Annotated in this window: 23 protein-coding genes, 7 tRNA genes and 3 pseudogenes; 27 read left to right on the top strand and 6 right to left on the bottom strand. The window is 39.3% G+C overall.

Translation table 11 applies throughout. The features are described from left to right. Positions 1-39 precede the first annotated feature (39 nt). The 12 genes from alr to ICW23_RS16005 all read left to right on the top strand — a co-directional run bounded on the left by alr (position 40) and on the right by ICW23_RS16005 (position 9,161). Positions 40-1,209: an alanine racemase gene (alr, locus tag ICW23_RS15950; RefSeq protein WP_016937171.1), complete on the top strand. Its 1,170-nt coding sequence runs from the start codon at positions 40-42 to the stop codon at positions 1,207-1,209. A 119-nt stretch (positions 1,210-1,328) separates the two neighbouring features. Beyond that, positions 1,329-1,610 carry a type II toxin-antitoxin system antitoxin EndoAI gene (gene endB, locus ICW23_RS15955; protein WP_003156188.1) on the top strand — a complete coding sequence of 94 codons (282 nt, stop codon included), beginning with the start codon at positions 1,329-1,331 and terminating at the stop codon, positions 1,608-1,610. A 5-nt stretch (positions 1,611-1,615) separates the two neighbouring features. Then, complete coding sequence (gene ndoA, locus ICW23_RS15960) at positions 1,616-1,966, top strand: type II toxin-antitoxin system endoribonuclease NdoA (RefSeq protein ID WP_188154780.1); 351 nt, start codon at positions 1,616-1,618, stop codon at positions 1,964-1,966. A 120-nt stretch (positions 1,967-2,086) separates the two neighbouring features. Next, a complete protein-coding gene (locus tag ICW23_RS15965) occupies positions 2,087-2,908 on the top strand; it encodes an STAS domain-containing protein (protein WP_003156182.1) in 822 nt (273 codons plus the stop codon). A gap of 4 nt (positions 2,909-2,912) precedes the next feature. Next, a complete protein-coding gene (rsbS, locus tag ICW23_RS15970) occupies positions 2,913-3,278 on the top strand; it encodes an RsbT antagonist protein RsbS (protein ID WP_003156180.1) in 366 nt (121 codons plus the stop codon). A gap of 2 nt (positions 3,279-3,280) precedes the next feature. Next, positions 3,281-3,682: an anti-sigma regulatory factor gene (locus tag ICW23_RS15975; protein ID WP_045927020.1), complete on the top strand. Its 402-nt coding sequence runs from the start codon at positions 3,281-3,283 to the stop codon at positions 3,680-3,682. An 11-nt stretch (positions 3,683-3,693) separates the two neighbouring features. After that, positions 3,694-4,701, top strand: a complete 1,008-nt coding sequence (locus tag ICW23_RS15980) for a PP2C family protein-serine/threonine phosphatase (RefSeq protein ID WP_016937170.1) — start codon at positions 3,694-3,696, stop codon at positions 4,699-4,701. Between the two features lie 63 nt (positions 4,702-4,764). Beyond that, positions 4,765-5,094 (top strand): anti-sigma factor antagonist, encoded by a 330-nt coding sequence (locus tag ICW23_RS15985; RefSeq protein WP_016937169.1) that lies wholly within the window; start codon positions 4,765-4,767, stop codon positions 5,092-5,094. Continuing rightward, positions 5,091-5,573: an anti-sigma B factor RsbW gene (rsbW, locus tag ICW23_RS15990; RefSeq protein ID WP_003156173.1), complete on the top strand. Its 483-nt coding sequence runs from the start codon at positions 5,091-5,093 to the stop codon at positions 5,571-5,573. Before ICW23_RS15985 ends, rsbW begins: the two co-directional genes overlap by 4 nt. Continuing rightward, positions 5,539-6,327, top strand: a complete 789-nt coding sequence (gene sigB / locus ICW23_RS15995) for an RNA polymerase sigma factor SigB (protein ID WP_016937168.1) — start codon at positions 5,539-5,541, stop codon at positions 6,325-6,327. The genes rsbW and sigB overlap by 35 nt, the downstream gene beginning before the upstream one ends. Beyond that, entirely contained in the window at positions 6,327-6,929 is a 603-nt protein-coding gene (gene rsbX, locus ICW23_RS16000; protein ID WP_016937167.1) for a phosphoserine phosphatase RsbX, read from the top strand. Before sigB ends, rsbX begins: the two co-directional genes overlap by 1 nt. A 72-nt stretch (positions 6,930-7,001) precedes the next feature. Continuing rightward, positions 7,002-9,161: a Tex family protein gene (locus tag ICW23_RS16005; protein WP_188154781.1), complete on the top strand. Its 2,160-nt coding sequence runs from the start codon at positions 7,002-7,004 to the stop codon at positions 9,159-9,161. Positions 9,162-9,170: 9 nt separating this feature from the next. Here ICW23_RS16005 and cmpA read toward each other — a convergent pair whose 3' ends face one another. Further along, on the bottom strand, positions 9,171-9,284 hold the full coding sequence (gene cmpA, locus ICW23_RS16010) for a cortex morphogenetic protein CmpA (RefSeq protein WP_003156164.1): 114 nt from the start codon (positions 9,282-9,284) through the stop codon (positions 9,171-9,173). A 98-nt stretch (positions 9,285-9,382) separates the two neighbouring features. On the opposite strand from cmpA, the gene ICW23_RS16015 reads away from it, so the two are divergent. The 8 genes from ICW23_RS16015 to ICW23_RS16050 all read left to right on the top strand — a co-directional run bounded on the left by ICW23_RS16015 (position 9,383) and on the right by ICW23_RS16050 (position 10,662). Continuing rightward, positions 9,383-9,832, top strand: a complete 450-nt coding sequence (locus ICW23_RS16015; protein WP_016937165.1) for a SprT family protein — start codon at positions 9,383-9,385, stop codon at positions 9,830-9,832. A 136-nt stretch (positions 9,833-9,968) separates the two neighbouring features. Next, a tRNA-Asn gene (locus ICW23_RS16020) sits at positions 9,969-10,043 on the top strand. Positions 10,044-10,046: 3 nt separating this feature from the next. Next, a tRNA-Ser gene (locus ICW23_RS16025) sits at positions 10,047-10,137 on the top strand. A gap of 19 nt (positions 10,138-10,156) precedes the next feature. Continuing rightward, positions 10,157-10,231: transfer RNA gene (locus tag ICW23_RS16030), tRNA-Glu, on the top strand. Between the two features lie 11 nt (positions 10,232-10,242). Next, a tRNA-Gln gene (locus ICW23_RS16035) sits at positions 10,243-10,317 on the top strand. 33 nt (positions 10,318-10,350) lie between these two features. After that, a tRNA-Lys gene (locus tag ICW23_RS16040) sits at positions 10,351-10,426 on the top strand. An 8-nt stretch (positions 10,427-10,434) separates the two neighbouring features. After that, positions 10,435-10,516 (top strand) — tRNA-Leu (locus tag ICW23_RS16045). A gap of 62 nt (positions 10,517-10,578) precedes the next feature. Then, positions 10,579-10,662, top strand: a tRNA-Leu gene (locus tag ICW23_RS16050). 99 nt (positions 10,663-10,761) lie between these two features. On the opposite strand, the pseudogene ICW23_RS16055 reads toward ICW23_RS16050, so the two are convergent. Continuing rightward, positions 10,762-11,307: pseudogene (locus tag ICW23_RS16055) on the bottom strand (site-specific integrase); the annotation flags it as partial. Positions 11,308-11,326: 19 nt separating this feature from the next. Between ICW23_RS16055 and ICW23_RS16060 the strand changes: the two are divergent. The 3 genes and pseudogenes from ICW23_RS16060 to ICW23_RS16070 form a co-directional block, all read left to right on the top strand. Beyond that, a pseudogene (locus ICW23_RS16060) lies at positions 11,327-11,509 on the top strand (IS1595 family transposase); the annotation flags it as partial. 114 nt (positions 11,510-11,623) lie between these two features. Beyond that, a complete protein-coding gene (locus ICW23_RS16065; protein ID WP_016937163.1) occupies positions 11,624-12,091 on the top strand; it encodes a GNAT family N-acetyltransferase in 468 nt (155 codons plus the stop codon). A 339-nt stretch (positions 12,092-12,430) separates the two neighbouring features. Further along, positions 12,431-13,606, top strand: a complete 1,176-nt coding sequence (locus tag ICW23_RS16070; protein WP_016937161.1) for a Rap family tetratricopeptide repeat protein — start codon at positions 12,431-12,433, stop codon at positions 13,604-13,606. Between the two features lie 329 nt (positions 13,607-13,935). On the opposite strand, the gene ICW23_RS16075 is transcribed toward ICW23_RS16070, so the two are convergent. Further along, positions 13,936-15,171 (bottom strand): toll/interleukin-1 receptor domain-containing protein, encoded by a 1,236-nt coding sequence (locus ICW23_RS16075; RefSeq protein ID WP_016937160.1) that lies wholly within the window; start codon positions 15,169-15,171, stop codon positions 13,936-13,938. 175 nt (positions 15,172-15,346) lie between these two features. On the opposite strand from ICW23_RS16075, the gene ICW23_RS16080 reads away from it, so the two are divergent. Genes ICW23_RS16080 through gapS4b form a run of 3 tightly spaced genes read left to right on the top strand, consistent with a single transcriptional unit; the run spans position 15,347 to position 18,492 of the window. Then, a complete protein-coding gene (locus ICW23_RS16080; protein WP_016937159.1) occupies positions 15,347-16,408 on the top strand; it encodes a nucleoid-associated protein in 1,062 nt (353 codons plus the stop codon). Positions 16,409-16,423: 15 nt separating this feature from the next. Next, complete coding sequence (gene gapS4a, locus ICW23_RS16085) at positions 16,424-17,377, top strand: GapS4a family protein (RefSeq protein WP_016937158.1); 954 nt, start codon at positions 16,424-16,426, stop codon at positions 17,375-17,377. Between the two features lie 2 nt (positions 17,378-17,379). Continuing rightward, positions 17,380-18,492 (top strand): GapS4b family protein, encoded by a 1,113-nt coding sequence (gapS4b, locus tag ICW23_RS16090; protein WP_016937157.1) that lies wholly within the window; start codon positions 17,380-17,382, stop codon positions 18,490-18,492. Between the two features lie 117 nt (positions 18,493-18,609). Here the strand turns inward: gapS4b and ICW23_RS16095 are convergent, their stop codons facing one another. Together ICW23_RS16095 and ICW23_RS16100 are read right to left on the bottom strand one after the other, a co-directional pair. Further along, positions 18,610-19,020, bottom strand: a complete 411-nt coding sequence (locus ICW23_RS16095; protein WP_223152403.1) for a hypothetical protein — start codon at positions 19,018-19,020, stop codon at positions 18,610-18,612. A gap of 130 nt (positions 19,021-19,150) precedes the next feature. Then, positions 19,151-20,872 carry a ribonuclease YeeF family protein gene (locus ICW23_RS16100; protein ID WP_188154782.1) on the bottom strand — a complete coding sequence of 574 codons (1,722 nt, stop codon included), beginning with the start codon at positions 20,870-20,872 and terminating at the stop codon, positions 19,151-19,153. A gap of 238 nt (positions 20,873-21,110) precedes the next feature. Here ICW23_RS16100 and ICW23_RS19020 point away from each other — a divergent pair. Then, positions 21,111-21,208 (top strand): annotated as a pseudogene (locus ICW23_RS19020) (cystatin-like fold lipoprotein); the annotation flags it as partial. A gap of 433 nt (positions 21,209-21,641) precedes the next feature. Here the strand turns inward: ICW23_RS19020 and ICW23_RS16105 are convergent. After that, positions 21,642-22,145 (bottom strand): RrF2 family transcriptional regulator, encoded by a 504-nt coding sequence (locus ICW23_RS16105; RefSeq protein WP_188154783.1) that lies wholly within the window; start codon positions 22,143-22,145, stop codon positions 21,642-21,644. Between the last annotated feature and the right edge of the window lie 76 nt (positions 22,146-22,221).

Consider the following 22,221-nt stretch of genomic DNA (forward strand, 5'->3'; position numbering starts at 1 on the left):
AACAATATGGTTTGAAAATAATGCTAGGAAGTGTATCGAGTGAACACAGCATCCTTTTACAGAGAAACGTGGGCGGAAATCAACCTGTCTGCGATTAAAGAAAATGTCACACATATGAAAAAACACATCGGCGAGAACGTCCATCTCATGGCGGTTGTAAAGGCGAACGCTTACGGCCACGGAGATTTGGAAGTCGGGAAAGCCGCGCTTGAAGCGGGTGCCTCGTGTCTTGCCGTAGCGATACTGGATGAGGCGATCTCCTTGAGAAAACGGGGCATTACAGCGCCGATTCTCGTCCTTGGCGCCGTGCCCCCTGAATATGTACAAGCCGCTGCCGAATATGACGTCACACTGACGGGATATTCTGTTGAATGGCTTCAGGAAGCTGCGCGCCACCTCGGAAGTGAAACAGTGCCGTTTCACCTGAAAGTCGATACCGGCATGAACAGACTCGGAGTCAAAACGGAGGAAGAAATCCAAAGCGTGTTAAAAATCCTCGGCCAAAATCCCGGTTTAGTCTGTAAAGGCGTATTCACCCATTTTGCAACCGCGGATGAAAAAAACAGGGATTATTTCCTCTTCCAATTTGAACGCTTTAAAAAATTGATCGCTCCGCTTCCTTTAAAAGAATTGATGGTTCACTGCGCGAACAGCGCTGCCGGACTTCGTCTTAAAAAAGGCTTCTTTAACGCGGTTCGTTTCGGCATCAGTATGTACGGGCTCCGTCCTTCCGCTGACATCCAAAACGAAATTCCGTTTCAATTAAAGCCGGCTTTTGCACTGCACTCTGTTTTATCCCATGTGAAAAAAATCCGCAAAGGGGAAAGCGTCAGCTACGGTGCAACATATACGGCAGAGAAGGATCAATGGATCGGAACCGTTCCCATCGGCTATGCAGACGGATGGCTCCGCAAGCTGAGCGGCACGGCTGTGCTGATCGGCGGCAGACGGATGAACATTGCCGGAAGGATCTGCATGGATCAATTGATGGTCGAATTAGACCAATCTTATCCGCCGGGCACCAAAGTCACCCTGATCGGCAGCCAGAAAGAAGAAACGATCACGATGGACGAAATCGCCGGGCGGCTTGAGACGATTAATTACGAGGTCCCTTGTACCATTAGTTCCCGCGTTCCCCGTATGTTTTTGGAAAATGAGAGTATAATGGAAGTAAGAAATCCTTTACTGCAAGAAAATACAAGCAAGTAGCCGTCATCCGGAAAAAGAGAATTTATAAAACAGCTTTGCTTGACGTTTGAATAATGGTATCATTATGTCTGGATGGATGAATTGGTCGTATCCGTAAGTTTGGTGGAGGTGTATGTTTTTTGTCTGAATCCAGCGCAAGAACCGAAATGAAAATCAGCTTGCCTGAAAACTTAGTAGCTGAATTGGATGGTGTAGCGATGCGGGAGAAACGAAGCAGAAACGAACTGATATCACAAGCAGTGAGAGCGTATGTCAGCGAACGGACAACTCGCCACAACCGTGATTTGATGAGACGCGGGTATATGGAAATGGCGAAAATCAACTTGAACATTTCTTCTGAGGCTCACTATGCTGAGTGCGAAGCAGAAACGACCGTTGAGCGCTTAGTCAGCGGAGGATAATCATTTTGATTGTAAAGCGCGGCGATGTTTATTTTGCTGATTTATCTCCTGTTGTTGGCTCAGAGCAAGGCGGCGTACGCCCGGTTTTAGTGATCCAGAATGATATCGGAAATCGCTTTAGCCCGACTGCTATTGTTGCAGCCATAACAGCCCAAATACAGAAAGCGAAATTACCAACCCACGTCGAAATTGATGCAAAACGCTACGGTTTTGAAAGAGATTCCGTTATTTTGCTGGAGCAAATTCGGACGATTGACAAGCAAAGATTAACGGATAAAATAACTCATCTGGATAATGAAATGATGGATAAGGTTGATGAAGCCCTGCAAATCAGTTTGGCACTCATTGATTTTTAGTCATATTTTTCTGGTTGCTCATAAAGAGCAACTTTTTTTGTTTTCGAAAAACATAAGCGCTATAATAAAGAGATAATCAAACAAAATTTGTTGTTTTGTGTCGGGAGGTCAGTGAAACCCATGTCGAATCAGAAAGTGTATCAGTTCATTATTGATCAGCATGATGAACTGCTTGATACTTGGACAGCCAAACTAAAAGAAGTAGGCAATCAGGAAGACTATCAGCTTACGAATCACATATGTGAAAATATTTGTAAAGATTATATAGACATTCTTTTATTATCGACTAAAAATGACGAGGCTACCGAAGAGCAGATCAGTGAACTCGCACTGCGCGCCGTTCAGCTCGGCCTGTCACTGAAACTTCTTTCAGCCACCCTGTCAGAGTTTTGGAAACTGCTTTACGAAACGATGGTCGACCTTAATATGGCCGATCAGGACAGAGCGGATTTGATTTTGGAAATAGACAGCTTTTTCAATCCGATCAACACGGAAATCTTAAATCAGTATTCTATCTCCTGGGAAAAAACGGTTACTTTGCAAAAAATCGCGCTTCAGGAACTGTCGGCTCCGCTGATCCCGGTATTTGAGCATGTAACGGTCATGCCGCTTGTCGGGACGATTGATACGGAGCGTGCAAAGCACATTATGGAAAATCTGTTAAACGGCGTCGTGAAGCACCGTTCACAGGTTGTATTGATTGATATTACGGGCGTGCCGGTCGTTGATACGATGGTGGCGCACCATATTATCCAGGCATCGGAAGCGGTGCGGCTTGTCGGCGCGAAATGCCTGCTCGTCGGAATCCGTCCGGAAATCGCGCAGACGATCGTTAATCTGGGAATTGATTTGTCACAGGTTATTACGAAGAATACCCTTCAAAAAGGAATTCAAACAGCGCTTGAAATGACAAATCGAAAAATCGTTTCATTGGGGGAATAACATTGTGAGACATCCAAAAATCCCGATCTTGAAACTGTATAACTGCTTATTGGTATCCATTCAATGGGAACTTGACGATCAGACTGCTTTGCATTTTCAGGAAGACCTGCTGAACAAAATCTATGAAACCGGCGCGAACGGGGTCGTCATCGACCTGACATCCGTTGATATGATCGATTCATTTATCGCGAAAGTGCTCGGCGATGTTATTACCATGTCAAAATTAATGGGCGCAAAAGTCGTGTTGACGGGAATTCAGCCGGCTGTGGCGGTCACATTGATTGAACTCGGAATCTCACTTGAGGAAATCGAAACAGCGCTCGACTTAGAGCAAGGGCTTGAGACATTGAAGCGGGAATTGGGGGAATAGCGATGAACGACCAATCCTGTGTGAAAATCATGACAGAATGGGATATCGTAGCCGCCAGACAGCTTGGCCGCAACGTTGCGAGGGAATTAGGCTTCGGCACGGTGGATCAGGCCAGAATCACGACGGCTATCTCAGAATTGGCCAGAAATATCTACTTATATGCCGGCAAGGGCCAGGTCAGCATAGAACAAGTAAACGACAGAGGTAAAAAAGGCCTTAAAATCATAGCAGAAGACAAAGGACCCGGAATCCCCGACATCCGTAAAGTGATGGAAGACGGCTTTTCAACGTCTGGCGGACTGGGAGCGGGGCTTCCGGGCGTCAAAAGGCTGATGGATGAATTCAGCCTGCAATCTGTTGCAGAGGAAGGAACAGAGATTCAAGCCGTGAAATGGCTTCGGTAGGAGGTTAGAACGTGGATTTCAGGGAGGTTATAGAGCAGCGGTACCATCAGCTGCTTAGCCGATATATAGCCGAATTAACAGAAACATCTTTATATCAAGCCCAAAAATTCAGCCGAAAAACGATTGAACATCAGGTTCCTCCGGAGGAAATTATCAGCATCCACCGAAAAGTAATAAAGGAACTGTATCCGGATCTGCCGGAAGATGTTTTTCATTCGCTGGATTTTTTAATAGAAGTCATGATTGGCTACGGGATGGCTTATCAGGAACATCAAAGTCTGAGAGATATCCAGCAGGAGCTTCGTTCAGAAATTGAAATTGCCGCAAATGTCCAGCAGACGCTGCTGGGCACAAAAATTCCTGAAGAAGAAGAGCTGGATATCGGGGCGATCAGCGTTCCCGCCAAGCAGATGAGCGGGGACTATTATCACTTTGTCAAAGACAAGGAATCGATTAACATCGCGATAGCCGATGTCATCGGAAAAGGAATTCCCGCCGCATTGTGCATGTCGATGATCAAGTATGCCATGGACTCTCTTCCAGAGATCGGCATTCACCCCTCCCAAGTGTTGAAAAACCTTAACCGCGTTGTAGAACAGAATGTGGACTCAAGCATGTTTATCACCATGTTTTACGCAAACTACAATACGAAAAATCACCAATTTACGTATGCTTCTGCGGGGCATGAACCGGGCTTCTACTACTCTGAAAAAGAAAAGAAGTTTTATGATCTGGAGGCAAAAGGATTGGTGCTGGGAATTTCTCAGGATTTTGATTACAGCCAATACGAACAGCACATGGACGAAGGAGACATGATCGTTCTTTTTTCTGACGGCGTCACCGAATGCCGTACGGAAAACGGTTTCTTGGAGCGCAGCGACATTCAGCGCATGCTGGAAGAACATATGGAATGCTCGGCGCAGGATATGGTCAAAAATATTTACGACAGCCTGCTGAGACTCCAGGACTTTCAGCTTCATGACGATTTTACGTTAATAGTTTTGAAAAGAAAGGTTTAACAAGACGGCAGCACGGGTAAAAAGCCATTAGCACGAGTAAGGATAACTTTCAGAGGTGATACGATGAATTTAACGGTAGATATGAAGGAGAATCTTTCAGATATACAAATCAATATCGCTGGAGAAATTGATGTATACTCAGCTCCGGTGGTTCGTGAAAAGCTGATGCCCTTGGCAAACGAGGGGAAAAACATGAGAATCTGCTTAAAAGATGTAAACTATATGGACAGTACGGGTTTAGGCGTTTTTGTAGGCGTGTTTAAAACGGTGAGCAAGGAAGGCGGTTCTTTGAAGCTTGAGAATCTTTCCGATCGGCTCGTCCGTCTGTTTGAAATTACGGGGCTTAAGGATATCATCGACATTTCGGCAAAGTCAGAAGGTGGCGTGCAATGAGTACATCAGTTGATTATATTGAGATGAAAATTCCGGCCGAACCGGAATACGTAGGGATCGTCAGGCTTACATTATCAGGTGTCGCCAGCAGAATGGGCTATACCTACGATGACATTGAAGATTTGAAAATTGCTGTCAGCGAAGCTTGTACAAACGCTGTCCAGCATGCATACAAAGATGAAAACAAGGGAGAAGTATCCGTGCGGTTCGGTGTGTTTGAGGATCGGCTGGAGGTCATTGTCGCCGATCAGGGAGACAGCTTTGATTTTGATCAGAAGCAGCAGGATCTCGGGCCGTACACGCCTTCGCACACAGTCGATCAATTGTCAGAAGGAGGACTCGGTCTATATTTAATGGAAACGCTCATGGATGAAGTCAAAGTTCAAAGCAACTCTGGCGTAACCGTGGCGATGACAAAGTATTTAAATGGGGAGCGAGTTGATCATGGCACAACCATCAAAAACTACGAAACTAACTAAAGATGAAGTTGATCGGCTCATACGCGACTTTCAAATACATGATAATAAAAAAGCCCAGGAGACACTCGTCGAGGTGTATACCAATCTCGTCGAAATGCTGGCAAAGAAATATTCAAAAGGAAAAAGCTTTCACGAGGATCTGCGCCAGGTCGGGATGATCGGGCTTCTCGGCGCCATTAAACGCTATGATCCGGAGGTCGGCAAATCCTTTGAAGCATTTGCGATTCCGACCATCATCGGCGAGATCAAACGCTTCCTCCGAGATAAAACATGGAGCGTACACGTCCCGAGACGGATTAAAGAACTCGGGCCGCGCATTAAAATGGCGGTGGATCAGCTGACGACAGAGACACAGCGGTCGCCGAAAGTCGAAGAAATCGCAGCCTTTCTCGATGTGTCAGAAGAGGAAGTGCTTGAAACGATGGAGATGGGAAAAAGCTATCAGGCGCTTTCTGTCGATCACAGCATCGAAGCGGATGCAGACGGAAGCACCGTCACGATCCTTGATATCGTCGGTTCGCACGAGGAAGGATACGAACGCGTCAACCAGCAAATGATGATCCAAAGCGTGCTTCATGTGCTGTCTGACCGCGAAAAACAAATTATCGATCTAACATTTGTGCAAAATAAAAGCCAAAAAGAAACAGGGGACATTCTCGGAATATCTCAAATGCACGTCTCGCGCCTACAGCGGAAAGCGGTGAAAAAACTGAGAGAGGCCTTGATTGGAGATCCCTCCATGGAGCTAATGTAATGATTCAGGTTGAAGAAAACGAACATGTTCAAACTCTTGTATACCAATTAAATAAAGAAGGCAAGTCCATATGCGGGGACAGCTTTTTCATAAAGGCGGATGAAGAGGAATTGGTTTGCGCGGTAGCCGACGGTCTCGGCAGCGGATCCCTTGCCAACGAATCCTCCTCAGCTATTAAAGACATCGTGGAAACATATGCGGATGAGGATGTGGAAAGCATCATTGAGCGCTGTAACCAAGCGATGAAAAACAAAAGAGGGGCGACTGCCTCCATCTTAAAAATCAATTTCACCAAAAGAGAACTGACATACTGTTCGATCGGGAATGTCCGTTTCTTTCTGCACTCCCCATCAGGCGAAGTCTTTCATCCGCTCCCGATTTCGGGTTACCTCTCAGGCAAACCGCAAAAATACAAAACGTATACGTCATCATACGAAAAAGGGGCGACATTCATCATCTACACGGATGGGCTGGAGGTTCCGCATATCCGCACCTGCTTAAAGCAGGGACACTCAATAGAAGATATATCAAAATCAATTCATCCGTACACAACATCCAGACGTGATGATTTGACCTATATTCTCGGGCAGCTTTTATCGTAAGGCTGCTTTTTTTATGTTCCGCCGTTTTTTGATACACTAGAGAAAGAATGAAGAGATGGAGGCTTTGGTGAGATGGAAACATTAGCCCTTTTGAAAAAACAAATTGCTGAAGAAACAGCGTTATCCCAAAAACATGTCGAAAGTGTCATCCGCCTGCTTGAAGACGGCAATACCGTTCCGTTTATTGCGCGGTACCGAAAAGAGCAGACCGGCTCAATGGATGAGGTGCAGATTCAGGCAATCTCCGAGCGGTGGCAGTACATACAAAACCTGACGCAGCGGAAAGAAGAAGTCATCAGATTGATCGCCGAACAGGACAAGCTGACGGACGGACTGAAGCAAAAAATCGAACAAGCGGCCAAGCTTCAGGAAGTCGAGGATTTATACCGTCCCTTCAAACAAAAACGGAAAACAAAAGCGACCGTCGCCAAAAGCAAAGGGCTTGAACCGCTTGCGGACTATATTCTTTCACTCCCGAAAGAAAACCGTCTACACGAAACGGCTGATCAATATATCAATGCAGAAAAGGAAGTCGCCACAAGGGAAGAAGCCATTGAAGGCGCGAAGCACATCATAGCCGAACAAATCTCGGATGATCCTCATTTCAGAAAGTGGATCCGCCAGGAAACGTATAAAAAAGGAATTCTCACATCCGCGGCAGGCAAGTCAGCCGCAGACGACGAGAAAAACGTCTATGAAATGTACTATGAGTACGAAGAGCCGATTCAAAAGGTCGTTCCTCACAGAGTGCTCGCGATGAACCGCGGTGAAAAAGAAGGCATTTTAAAGATTGCGATCGAACCGCCCGCCGATCAGATAAAAGCTTATTTAGAAAAGCAAATCATCAAACACCGTGAAACGCCTGTGAAAGAAACGCTGAAAGAAGTCATTGAGGACAGTTACAAACGCCTGATCCAGCCGGCTATTGAGCGTGACATCCGCAAAGAGCTGTCAGAAAAAGCAGACGCGCAGGCGATCCATATTTTCGCTGAAAACCTGCGTAAGCTCCTGCTGCAGCCGCCGATGAAGGGAAAGGTCGTGCTCGGCGTCGATCCGGCTTTCCGTACGGGTTGCAAACTGGCAGTCGTTAACGAGACGGGAAAAGTGCTGAAAATCGACGTCATTTATCCGCACGCTCCCGTCAAAAAGACAGCGGAAGCCCGGAAAAAAATCAAAGAATTGCTGGACCGGTACGAAGTCGAGGTTGTAGCGATCGGGAACGGCACGGCATCACGGGAGACAGAGCAATTCGTCGTTAATGTGTTAAAAGAAACAGAGCGGGACATTTATTACGTCATCGTCAATGAGGCCGGAGCAAGCGTGTATTCCGCGTCAGAAATCGCCCGTGAGGAATTTCCAGATTTTCAAGTCGAAGAGCGCAGCGCCGTCTCCATCGCGCGGAGATTGCAGGACCCGCTGGCCGAGCTTGTAAAAATTGATCCTAAATCCGTCGGTGTCGGGCAATACCAGCATGATGTCAGCCAAAAGCAATTAAACGAATCTCTCCGTTTTGTCGTAGAAACCGTCGTCAACCAAGTCGGGGTAAATGTCAACACAGCATCCGCCGCGCTGCTTCAATATGTAGCCGGATTATCCAAAACCGTCGCCGGCAATATCGTCAAAAAAAGGGAAGAACTCGGCAAATTTACAAATCGTAAAGAGCTGAAAGGAATCCCGCGCCTCGGCGCAAAAACATATGAACAATGCATCGGCTTCTTGAGAGTGCCCGGAGGCCAGGAGCCGCTTGACCGCACCGGGATACACCCGGAAAGCTATAAAGAGACAAAGGCGCTGCTCAAAAAACTGCAGCTCACTGCAGATCAGATCGGAAGCGCGGACGTAAAAGAGAAAATCAGCGCACTGCCGCTGTCTGAGACGGCTGAGGAGCTCGGTATAGGGGAAATTACGCTTGCAGATATTTGCGGACAGCTGACAAGGCCGGAACGCGATCCCCGTGACGAAGTGCCGAAGCCTTTGCTGAAAAAAGACGTTCTGCAGCTTGAGGATTTAAAGGAAGGAATGGAATTGCAGGGCACCGTCCGCAACGTTGTGGATTTCGGCGCTTTCGTCGATATCGGCGTCAAGCAAGACGGGCTTGTGCATATCTCAAAACTGAGCAATCAGTTCGTCAAACATCCTCTCGACATCGTATCGGTCGGAGACATTGTCACCGTATGGGTCGAAGGGGTGGACGTGCAAAAGGGCAGAGTGTCGCTGTCTATGGTAAAATAAAAGCACTGCTTACGAGCAGTGTTTTTTTCTGTAGAAATACCAGCACTGGTTCAGCAGTTTGATTTGATAATTGTCCTTTTCTAAAAACGCTTTTTGCATTTGTTTCATCAGCCAATTCGGCATGGCTCATTCCTCCTCAGCTTTTAGTTAGAGGGCGGTTTTAACATATTGTATGCGAACGGTAAATTGTCCCGTTCGATGTTTTTAAGCGGGGTGCACATATGGATAACGAACAACTTCAAAAGCTGACGGAAGACATCTCTGCACAGGATTTCGGGAAGCCGTTCCGTCACCGGGCCTTTTTCAATGACCGGCTGAAAACGACAGGCGGCCGGTACATGCTGTCTTCCCATAACATCGAATTAAACCGCAAATATCTGCTCGAACACGGCCGGAGCGAGCTGATAGGCATCATCAAACACGAGCTTTGCCATTATCACCTTCACCTTGAAGGAAAAGGGTACAAGCACAGAGACAAAGACTTCAGAGACCTGCTTCAGAAAGTCGGAGCGCCGAGATTCTGCACGCCGCTCCAAACAAAAAAGACACAAAAGAAAACATATATGTATAGATGCACGGCCTGCGGCCAACAGTATATAAAGAAGCGGGCAATGAATCCGGAAAGATATGCCTGCGGAAAGTGCAGGGGAAAAATCAAAAGAATTTTTTAAAAAGACTTGACTCATTTTAATGTTCTATGTTAAATTATAAAAGTCGTTGAGAGACAACGACACTTTCTTAAAAAAAATAAATGTTGCTTATTGACACAATATGTCGCATCATTTATAATGAAGAAAGTCTGATTATTCCACAGTAGCTCAGTGGTAGAGCTATCGGCTGTTAACCGATCGGTCGCAGGTTCGAATCCTGCCTGTGGAGCCATATGGAGAAGTACTCAAGTGGCTGAAGAGGCGCCCCTGCTAAGGGTGTAGGTCGCGTAAGCGGCGCGAGGGTTCAAATCCCTCCTTCTCCGCCAGATAAGTTCTCAACCAGACGGCCCGTTGGTCAAGCGGTTAAGACACCGCCCTTTCACGGCGGTAACACGGGTTCGAATCCCGTACGGGTCACCATTTACCTTCGTTGGGCTATAGCCAAGCGGTAAGGCAACGGACTTTGACTCCGTCATGCGTTGGTTCGAATCCAGCTAGCCCAGCCATTTTATTTTAAAATTTTGAATCACTTTTAGAGCGAGCCATTAGCTCAGTTGGTAGAGCATCTGACTTTTAATCAGAGGGTCGAAGGTTCGAGTCCTTCATGGCTCACCACTTGTCACGCGGGTGTGGCGGAATTGGCAGACGCGCTAGACTTAGGATCTAGTGTCTTACGACGTGGGGGTTCGAGTCCCTTCACCCGCACTTTATTTTCAAAGTGCTGATCACTAGCTTACATGCTTAGTGGAAAAACAGCTTCATAACACGCGGTCGTGGCGGAATGGCAGACGCGCTAGGTTGAGGGCCTAGTGGGTGAATAACCCGTGGAGGTTCAAGTCCTCTCGGCCGCATCTCAATGATACCAAGGGTTTAACCGCCTTTGGTATCATTTTTTTATGCTGAAAATACGGCCTTGAAAAAGGACTTGCTCACCAAAACTCACCAGTTACTTAAAGTAATTCGTCCAAACGGTCGGCAGTTTCCTTCTGCTTATTAGGAAAAAGATGTCCATAGGTGTTCATTGTAAAGGCAACTGAACCATGTCCCAGTCGTTCTTTTATCACTAGATAATCTTCGCCTTGGTTGATAAGCAAAGCGACGTGTGAGTGTCTCAAATCATGAAAACGAATAGGTTCAATATTTCCTCTTTTACATATCTGTTTTATCTTTCTGCTGAAAATATCCTTTGTAGGCGGTCTATCTTTGTACTGAAACATATAGGATTCCTCTGTTTGTTTAATTCCTAATCCATCAAAAATTTCTTTTTGTTTTTGCTTCCACTGATCTAGCAGTGCTATAAGTTTTGAATTGATACTTATTCTGCGAATTGAGTTTTTGGTTTTTGGTGGAGTAATAATGTATTCTTGGTTGATGTACGTTATTGCTTTGTATACATTGATTTCTCTTCTAAAATTGTCTAAGTCTTTCCATTTGAGAGCTAAAATCTCACCTAAACGCATTCCTGTTAAATAATCAGTAGTATAAAACACTTTGAATGAGTAGACTTTATGTCTGCGTTTTAACGGTGTGGCGACCAAATATCTGAACAATTACCTTGCGTGGGCGTGATTTCAAGTATTAGAAAGCATCCATCATCAGAGAAATGAAGTTACGGTGAACGATATGATAATAAAAGAGAATTTAATTCCAAATATAGAAACGTATAATACACTTAGATTATCAAAGTTTACTGTTTAAGGTTATTTCTTTTATCAACTAACGGGCAGTTTAGTGAAAGAATTATCTTCATATTTACTTCAATTCACAAAACGTAAGTTCTTATTGTATTATGAAATTAAGGGGGAATGACAAATGAATAAAACTGAGTTAGTATACTTTTCGGAAGAATATAGTGATATTTTGGATTCTTTTGAACTTCCTAAAGTGCAAGTTCAATTTACTTCGTTACCGGGCAATTATAAAGAAGTAACAGAAGGACAGTATCGGATTGTTATACTTAATGATAGAGAACCAGTTGGGTTTTTTTTATTACACGCAACTGACGAAGTGAAGGACTATTCGGATAATCCGCATGCTATGTTGCTAACAGCATTATCAATTAATCAAGTCAAACAAGGAAAAGGCTACGCTAAGCAAGCTTTGTTATTACTAAGGAAATTCGTTGCTGATGAATTCCCCGACTGTAATGAAATTGTTTTAGCTGTTAATCATAAAAATATAGCTGCTCAAAAACTGTATCTAAAAGTTGGGTTTCAAGATACAGGAATTAGAAAAATGGGCATAATCGGTGAGCAGTACATTATGAGTTTAAAGTTATAAAAATACATAACAATACAGGTATCAAATATGCTGTTGTAGAAAGGGGATAATGGGAGATATGGTATGGGGAACCAAATATGTTAAGGGTCATTTTACGGGTGAGAATAAGAGGATTAAGTTATATGGGAATAGCATGACATTTAAAGGAGCAAACTTGCGTTTTCTTCCTAATTATCCTGGTGTCTATGCTGATATTGGCGGATTGGATTGGTAAGGATTTGGAGCAGACATAGAAGTCTGCTCTTTTTTTATGTTTAAAATCTGTCAAGAAATGTTCGATCTGCCATAATACGATTAATCTAAATATTACAACAATTTAGTGAAGATGGGGGAGCTTTCTTGCAGCAGGGTTTTTTAAAGAGAAGCAAAATTCCATATGATTTGGTGACAAAAAAACTAAATGCTTGGTACATGGCGATAAAGAGTGATTTGGTTGATGAAGCAGAAAGAATTAAAGTGGAAGCTGAAGCTGAACTAGCTGATATAGTTGAAAATCACGATGCTCTATTATATTATCAGCTGCTAGAATTCAGACATGAAATCATGTTGAGCTATATGAAATCAAAGAATATGGATAGCTTAGAAACTGCATATGAGACGCTAAGGGAAATTGAATCCCAAGGCCAATTAACCGGCATGTTGGAGTATTATTTCTATTTCTTTATGGGAATGTATGAATTTAGAAGAAAAGAGCTTACTACAGCAATAAGTGCTTATCGAATCGCGGAGAAAAAGTTATTTGAGGTGGAAGACGAAATTGAAAGGGCGGAGTTCTTTTTCAAAGTCTCCCATGTGTATTACTACATGAAGCAGACTTATTTCTCTTTAAATTATGCCAATCGGGCGCTTAAAATTTTCAAACAGTACGATGCGTATGCAGTTCAAACCATAAGATGTCAAAATATAATTGCGGGTAATTTAATTGACTCTTTGGATTATGAAAGAGCATTAGATGTGTTTAGAGACACATTGCGTATAGCTGAATCGATTGGTGCAGATTACTTGATTGGCATGTCTAAAATGAATATTGGTATTTGTTATGATTACATAGGTGAATATGATAAAGCCACTGAATATTTACAAACTTCATTAGAGTTTTTTGAAAAGACTGAACATATATTTGTGACAAAAACATTGTTCAATATAGTAAACGTTAAAACAAAACAGAAAGCTCTGGTTGAAGCCTTACCTTATTTAAAAAAGGGGCAATCTGTCGCAAAGAAATACGGGGATTTAGAATATGATGCAAAGTTCAAGATTATAGAAGGACTTTATTTTAGTGATGATGAATATTCTTTAATTGAAGAAGCCTTTTCGCATCTGAATGAAAAAAGAATGTTCGGAGACATTGAAAATTTTGCAATCAGAGTAGCGGATTATTTTTATGAAGAAGGGGATTTATCACGTTCCAATGAATATTATCGACTGAGTATTGAAGCAAGACGAAAAATAAAAAAAGGGGAGATTATTAATGAAGATCAGCCGGACTTTGTTTACAGTCATTTTATTGGGTAGCATAGGAGGAGTGGTTTTAACAAATGATGTCCCTGTTATCAAAGCTCCTTTTCATGTTGCTGATGACAGAGTAGGTGCTTAACAGGTGATTATAATAGATCGATATTTTCATTTTATGGACATGGAAATTTTAGTGGATATCGAGCTAATAGATGAAGCTGTGCAACACTCATATTAATTAGCGTGGTATTGAGGCGTATTTTTGCCTTCACTCATTTACATGGGCATAAGCAAATCAATTGAGATAAAAATCGCATAAGATAAAGTTGTTGTTAAGCGAACATAGAAAAAGAGCATATATTAAAAATTTGCTCTTTTTCATTTCTAACTTAATTTTTAAGATTCCAATCATCATAAGCGTGACTTAATGTACTAGAAAGTATGTTTTCAATTCTATCGAACCATATAATTAAATCATCAATTGAAAAAGATTTATCATATTCATCAAGGACTTCTTTGACAAAATGAAATAAGGGATTTTTTTCGCCTAAGAACTTAAGACATTCAATGTAGGTGCGTTGCCTTATTGTTAACGCATTTGAATGTAGTTCATTTAAGTCGGTTTCATTTTTTAGTTGTTTATTATTTAAATACTCTAAAATATCTCTAAGCTTACCATTCTTATAATAAAAATGGTAATCAGAAGGAACTTTAGGTAAATGGATAGGTTCTTGTGGACCATAATAATAAACGGGATAATCACATTGTTGTTCTTTTTGAATAACTTTAGCTATATCAATAATTGTAGTTGCATCTCTTAGATCCCTAACTAAGTTTAAAGGCGCTCGACACCATAGCCAATCAGCTTTAGGGATTGAAAGTTTACTAAACTGAATTTCCATATTTCTATCCCAGTCTCTATAGTATGAATCGTGATAATGTGTACTGTGTTGCCACTCTCCATTGTAATTGAAATAATGTACAGTTATTGCCCAAGAGTCATGTGTTTGATATGTTATGTCTTTCAATAATAAAAATCCCCTTGGGAGTAACCAAATTATTCTCTCGCTATTACTTTTATCAAAGACAATATCATAATCATCATTTCTCTCGCTACTACTTTTGAAGTCTGGCTTACTTCCTCTTTTTGGGGGAGTTAGCCTTGGCTCATCCCAAATAAGATGTATTAAATCTTCATACTGTTTTTCAAAATCTCCTTTGTCTAAAATCGGTAAAACCAATCTTGACTTTATAAAATCAGGTAAGAGCAACTGGTTATCGACTGATGATTCCATTGCAATAGGAATGAATTTATCTTGTTTAGTGTCTTCATAAATCTCGGGTGTAAGTATGATGGTTTCTGATCCTACTCCTCCAACTCTATTGTTTGCTTTTTCACAGTAAGTTTTATCGCAAATTACTATTACCTTGTCAGCTTGTCTTATACTCTCTTCCATAAATTTATATCTATCATGTCCAATTTTTAAGTGCCATCTGTCTAAAATGACTTCAACTCCAGCTTCAGCTACTAATCTTTTAGCTAATTCAAGTACCCACTGTTTATGAGCATCAGAAGACCAACTGTAAGATATAAAAACTTTTGGTACCTTGACATCTTCCTCCATATAATCCTCCTAATAGGAATTTTTTATCTAAATGTTATCACATTTATTCTCTTCGCGGTGCCAAAGAACTGTTTTTTTTTTCGAGCGTTAAATGCAAATTTCAAAAACAAATTTTTGAAAAACATTTAAAATAAAGGAATAAAGTGATAAAATTTCCTTGTGAAGGGGGCTTAATATGATTGATTATACAAGCGCTACGCTCAACAAATTGATTGTTCACAAAGTTGGTAATAAGTTGAAACAAGAAGGATATTTTGCATCAAAATCTTCTCCGAACTTAAGCGAAAGAGAAGGCATAAATGCAAATGAAACATTAATGAATTATTTCTTATCTTCTTTTACTTATGATCGAGCCTTTAGATTTGACCATACAACAGATTTAGACCTTAATGAAGTTTATGCGTATTGTAAAGTTATTTTTGAAGATTTACAGAAATTTAATGAACAATCTATTAACATATTAAAGCATTTATATAACAAATCTAATCATCCAAATGTAAAGGGTGGAGAGTTATACATCGGTTACCTAACATCATGTTTTATTACGGGAAAAGAAGTAGATGCAATAGGTATATTTAAATCCGAAAATAAAGATACTTTTTTACAGGTTAATACTGAATCTGATAATGTTACTCTGAATTTTGATAAAGGCATTAATGCAAAAAAATTAGATAAAGGTGCCATAATTCTTAATATTGACAAAGAAAATGGATACAAGATTTACACTATAGACACTTCAAGTAAGAAAGCCGATGAGGCAAAATATTGGACAGAGAATTTTTTAAGTGTCACAGATTATGTTGATAACCGTTATCATACTCAGAAGTATTTAAATATTTGTAAAAATTATTCTGACTCATATGTTAAAGAGAAAACAGTTCCACAGAAGTTAAAAAAAGTTGAATTTTTAAGTAAAACATTAGAGTACTTTGAGGAGAATAGTGAATTTGATTTGAACACATTTACTTCAAATGTTTTTAAGGGAGATAAACAAGAGGTTAAAACATTTGAGGATTTTATTGAAAAGGAAACCTTACCTAGAGAGTTTTTAATAGAATCAACGCCGATAAAAAAGGAAAGAAAAAAGTTAAATGAGATAATAAAACTTGACAACAGAATTGAAATTAAAATTAAGATTAACCCTAATGAACATCAAGAAAATAACTTAATTGAAAAGGGCTTTGATGATGAAAAACGAATGTCTTATTATAAAGTTTACTTTAATCAAGAATTATAAGAGCGAGGTTATATAATGGGGGAAAAAAGTAAGAGTACTGGGGAAGCTGGAGAGACTGTTGCAAAAAAATTTCTCGAAAAGTTAGGTTGGAATAATTTATTAGAGGGATATGATATCAAATGTTTACACTCTGCAGAACACAGAATCAACCAATCAAAGCGTAGGACGCACGGTTTAGATTTTTTTGCAAGTTATGAGTCTCCTTTAATAAACCATAGACTTGATTGTATACCTGTATCTATGAAGTATCGTAAAGAATACCCTAAAAAAAATCCTACTGCAGAATTTAAGGATTTTATAATTGATATTTCTGGTGCGAAAGAGTGTTTGAAATATAATAATATAGCAAACTTAAAAAAAACAAAGTCAATTAAGCAAAAAAAATTTAGCGGAGTAATATTATGGTTAGCATATAATGAGGATCAAGAAACAGATATAATTGAAAGGATTACTGATTTCCGATCTACAGAAACTTTTGATAATAATTATGGAACTGTCTACTTAGTTGACAATAAACGAGCGAACTTTATTTTAGGAATTTTTGATTTTTTAAAAAGTGGTTATTCTGATTATCAACATGAATTCTTTTATCCTAAAACTTCATACCAATTAAATCAAGATATTACTACAGTAAGATCAAGCGGTGAGATTCTTCCTTTGCAATTTGTAAATAGCAGCGTTATACCAATTAAATTAATAAAAGAACAAAAAAGTGATTCGGAGGAAATTCTGGTTCTTTTTTCAATTACTGGGTTTGATCGAGATCATTTTAAAAGATTTGTAGGAATGTCTTATTCTTTGACAGTTGGATGGGGAAATAAAATCATTTTCTGTTTTCCCGACTATCATAAGTTAACCCATGAGCACTCAATTAGTGAAGTTTTACATAGTTTCGAGGATCAAAAATATGCTAACAAAATAGAAGTGCGAAAGTTCTCTTTTGGAGACTTCAGAAAATTGGAGGATTGATGATGGAAAATGAAAAAGCACTCCATTTGAGTTATCTGTTACCTTATGGGGATAGTTTAAAACCATTATTACTATCTTCTAATCTCAGCAATTCGGATCTTAAAAGTCTTCTTGCTGATAGAGGCGTTTTTATTTCAGATCCTACCGACGAGAACACAATACCCATTTTAACTACTTGTTTATTAGCGCCTTATGAATTTGAGAAGTTAAAAGAGAAACAAAAAACAAAAGAAGATAGTATAAAAAGGCGTTCTCAATCTTTAAAATGGAATGACGAAGCAGACTTTATAGGTGCTTTTGTTAACTCTGAAGAAATAAATTTTAATTCTATAATAGAGAATGAAGAAAAAAACTTTGAGATATTAGGAGCTCCAAGTTTTACAATTGAAAATAAAAATGAAGTTATTCTTCAATATGAGATAGAAAGACATGATTTAACCAAAAATTGGACTGATCACTTTACTAATCATAAAGGATTAATAAAACTCTTCAAAAATGACAATAATGAAGTTCAAATTACAATGGAGCATACATCGACTGAAACTAAAGAATGTAATGAAACATTTATGAGAAAGATAGTTGAAAACTTTAAAAAAGAGAAGTTTATAGAAGAAAAAGAAGAACCTAAGAAAATTACTTCTAATATGTTTAAAACGGAACATCGTAATAAATTCTTATTGGGTTTACTGGGGAACTTTGGTGATCTGGAGTTTATAGAAGTAACAAATATAGAATTTGGTCCAGACACTAGTGTAGAAGAATTTCCTGATGAAATAAAGTTGCTTACAGATCAGGTTAACAAAATTGTACTTGATGGAAAATCTTTGCACTCTTCTGATTTATTAACAGATGAATCGTACAATAGGTTAATAATATTAGAAGAAATAGAAGCAAGTTATAAATTAATATATAATTCTCACACATTAAAGTGTAAAATCAATTATGGTTTTCCAAAGTTGCTGAAAAAAAAGAGTGAAAAAAATATCGAGTTCGAATTCAATATAAATAATATTGGAGGAATAAAACACTTAAATAAAAGACAGTGTGAAAGAGCACTTTATGATTCCTTTGAGAACTTTATAGCCCATAAATTAAAAGAGATTATGACAAAGTAATTTAGAGATATGTTATAGTTCCTCTTCTTGTTTACAGTTAAACACAGGGTGTTTTTAAGTAAAGTGATTACGGTGAGAAATAAAAAACCTACTCTATGAGCAGGTTTTTTAACTATTTTACATTAAGTCTTGCACATTTCTAATTTTTGCTTGCAATTTATCGACCTTATTAAGTTCATATTCATAATCACAGTTTTCCTCTAAAACAAAATTCATAGTTTCAAAGAAACTTCTCGCATTCTTTAAGAGTGATTCGAAAAAATCAAGTTTCGGCAGTAATACTTTTTGTTTTTGGTCAATTTCAAATAACAACATATCATTCGATATTGATTTCATTTTCAATAGAAGGGGTTGATCTGGAAAATAAGTTTCGCTTTTTCCTGTTTCAATAGCTTCTTCAATTAGATTTAAAAAATAAGCCCATAATTGGTCAATCAGGTCCCACATCGTGACATCAAGCAATTCTTGTTCACCATATTTTAAAATAATCGCTCCTGATAAATAGTTTGGGTCTAACTGTGATTTCATGTTCTTAAGTTCCCCTATATTGTTAAGTGGGACAAAGTAATCGTCAACATTATTTTTTAAGACTGAAAGATTCTTTATCTTCTTATTTGGCTTGAAAATTAATGATTGTATATAAAACATTTTACCTCTCCTATTTTTCCGGATAGAATTGACCTACTCTTCCTTTTTGAAAGCCTACAACATATTGCAGACCCTTATACGTTCCTCTAATTTGATAACTGAATTTTGTTCCTTTTTGTACTAACTCTTCACGGTTTTGTTTCATGATTGATTCTATCGCATCTGCAACATCGCTAACAGTCATCTCTTTATTGAGAAAAGATTGACGAGACTTAACTGAACCATCCCATAAACTAGGATGATGGCGCTCTAAAATATGCTTCATTCCACGTTTATCAATGAGAAATGACTGTCCTCCAAAAATGTATTTTCTGCTTTGAAAAGTCTCTAATTCGTTTACAACTTCATGCGGCTTTGCTTTTTTTATACCATGTGTAGCAGACTGGTTCTTAAAAACTTCAAGTGCAGAGTTTTTATAACTCTGTCCATCAATTGTGTTGAAAGGAAAAGTTCCTGAACCGCCAGCCATTGCATATTGTTGTTCAAAAACATTTGGTATTTTAACGTATTCAATACCTTTTTTTATTCCTGCTTTTGAAACTTCGAGCGTCTTAATTGCAGCAACTTTTGAACCGGCTTTTGCAACTTTGGATACTTTATCAATACCCTTCGGACCAGCTATTGCAAGAACAACAGTGCTGCCGACATAGGACACCCATTTTGCCCTGCTGTAGCTATCTCCATTAATCATATCACGTTGGAAAGTGTCTTCTATGTCTTTTGCTATGATCTTATAAGTATCGATTGGATGTAAGAAGGCGTTCACCGTTCCAGAAAGCGTTTCAATAGGGTGCATTGCAAGTTGATAGAGACCCATCACGGTATCTTTACCGGCTTCATACATTCCAACTGCAATACCTTTTCCGATATCGGCTTTTTGTTGAAGTTCTTCGAGCTGGCGGAAATAAACTTTTTGGTCAGGCTCCAAATTCTCGTATCCAATTTTTTCAGCAATTTTTAAATACTCGTCAGGATCTGTTACATTTACAAGCTGTTTTTTCAAATCTTTAATTTCACGTTTTTTAGCTTCTTCTTTTTTGATCTTTAAATAAGCTTTAGATTGCTTTTCGATATCGCCTTTTTTCTTATGTATGTCACTCTCGCGATAAGCCTTGGCATTATAATGTATGGGTGAAGCGTTTTTGCCCTTACCTGTTGATTCCTGTAACTTTTGAAAGTCTGCTTTAATAAATTGTTCGTTAGGTTCAGTCATTGCATATTCAGTTTTTAAGTGTTCGTCCACATCGTCTATTTTATCAATAGTCTTTTTCCGTTTGTTTTCGGCGGAAGAGAGCTCATCCTTAAAAGTCTCTGTTGAAAATAAATCAAGTGGAAGAATGTCATCAATATCAATCAGGATATCTTTCATTGCTTTCTTCTGCTCGGACATCATTGCTTGTGATTTTCTATATGCGTTTGCCAATTCGTGTTCTAAGAAGGATTCTTCGATATATGCATCTGATAGGCTGGCATCTTCCAGAATACCGGAGATACTAGTAAGGAAAGCGATTTTCATATCAATGAAATCAATCCATTGATCAGCCACACCGGTGTGATCGTGAAAAAATGCTTTAATATTGTTTGCTCCCTTCCCAGAGAACTCACTATCATCAAGATCAGCAACAGCCTTAAATGCTTTTTTCAAATTAATCATTTGATTTTTCAATTCTTTATAATCTTTTGCTCGGTTTTCAGCTTCAGATAACAAAGACCTTGCTTCAAATACCTTCATTGTCCAATCCTTTCAGCAAGTTTATATCTAAATATTACCATGGATAGGATGTGAAGTTCGAAAAAAATGTTGAAGAAGAGGTAATGAATTGAACGTAATGAGATTTGGAGAAGTGGGGAAGTAAGGGTGTTTTTTGCTCACCAATTATTAACCATAATTCATTCAAACCTATAGAAATGATGTAGGGTGATGTTAGAAAGTGTAATGAAAACAAGCTTTCATAGATTCTTTTGAGGAAATGGCACATATGCCGGGGATGGCGACCGACTTGGTCTGTATAAGAAAACACCTGGTTATGAAGAAGTTAAAGGGAAGGAAACGAAGTTGGAAGAGTAGATTTATATGTCTGCTCCTTTTTTATGCTTAAAATTTCTTTCCCTATTTTTTAGAGGTTTGGGGCTATTTGTCTGACTCTAGTGAAAATGATTTAGCCTCTACAGTTTTTTTCATCAGTAAAGCATCTATACTATCGGGTATTTTTTAAAAATAAATTAATATGAATGCACCTGCAGATGCAGAGAATACAGAATAGTCAAGAGAAGTCTTAAAACCTGTTCCTACTGTTAAACCTAGAGCGAAAATAATCAACATAGCACCACTCAATACAGCAGTTATTCTTGTTTATAAGAGACTATATAAACCGACGATTAATGCAGTCTTTAATATAAGTAAAACATGTGCGCTTTCTTATGCAAGAGAAACGAAAAAACATAATATGACTTGTAATTTAAAGGCATCTTTAAGCACAAAAAAGCTCTAACTAATTAATTTAGTCAGAGCTTTTTTTTATGAAGTATTCCCGAGTATCTATCCTGGTTTTTTTAGGCAATACTGCGTCCAATTCTTTATTTAACCATGCGAGCGTTTTATTACGAAGATACTTACGCATGTGTTCTTCTGCTTCAAGCATTACCAAGTTAATTGTACAAGAGGAATTGCTGGATTCACAGGAGTTGCATTTGTCTCGATAAAGCAGACCATTGCTTACAATATTTTTACATTGAAAAATGGGTTTTGGTCCTTCAACAGCCTCTATTACATCCCAAAAGGAAATATCTTCTGGGGTTTTTGCTAACCTATATCCTCCCTTTACACCAGGGACAGAATTTACAATACCAGCTTTAGATAATTTACCGAAAACTTTTGAAAGAAATGTTTCTGAAAGTCCTTGGAACTCTGCAAGGTCCCGAATCCCGACACTTTCCTTGGAGGGAACATCTATTAAATAAACCAGGCAATGTAAAGCATATTCAACCCCAACACTATACTGCATATAAACTCACCTGCTTTTGATTTTAAGGGTTATCACATTGTATCTTAGGAGTATTTTTGGTGATAGTCAATCATAA

This window comes from Bacillus sp. 1021 (assembly GCF_014534735.1).
Lineage (GTDB): Bacteria > Bacillota > Bacilli > Bacillales > Bacillaceae > Bacillus > Bacillus siamensis.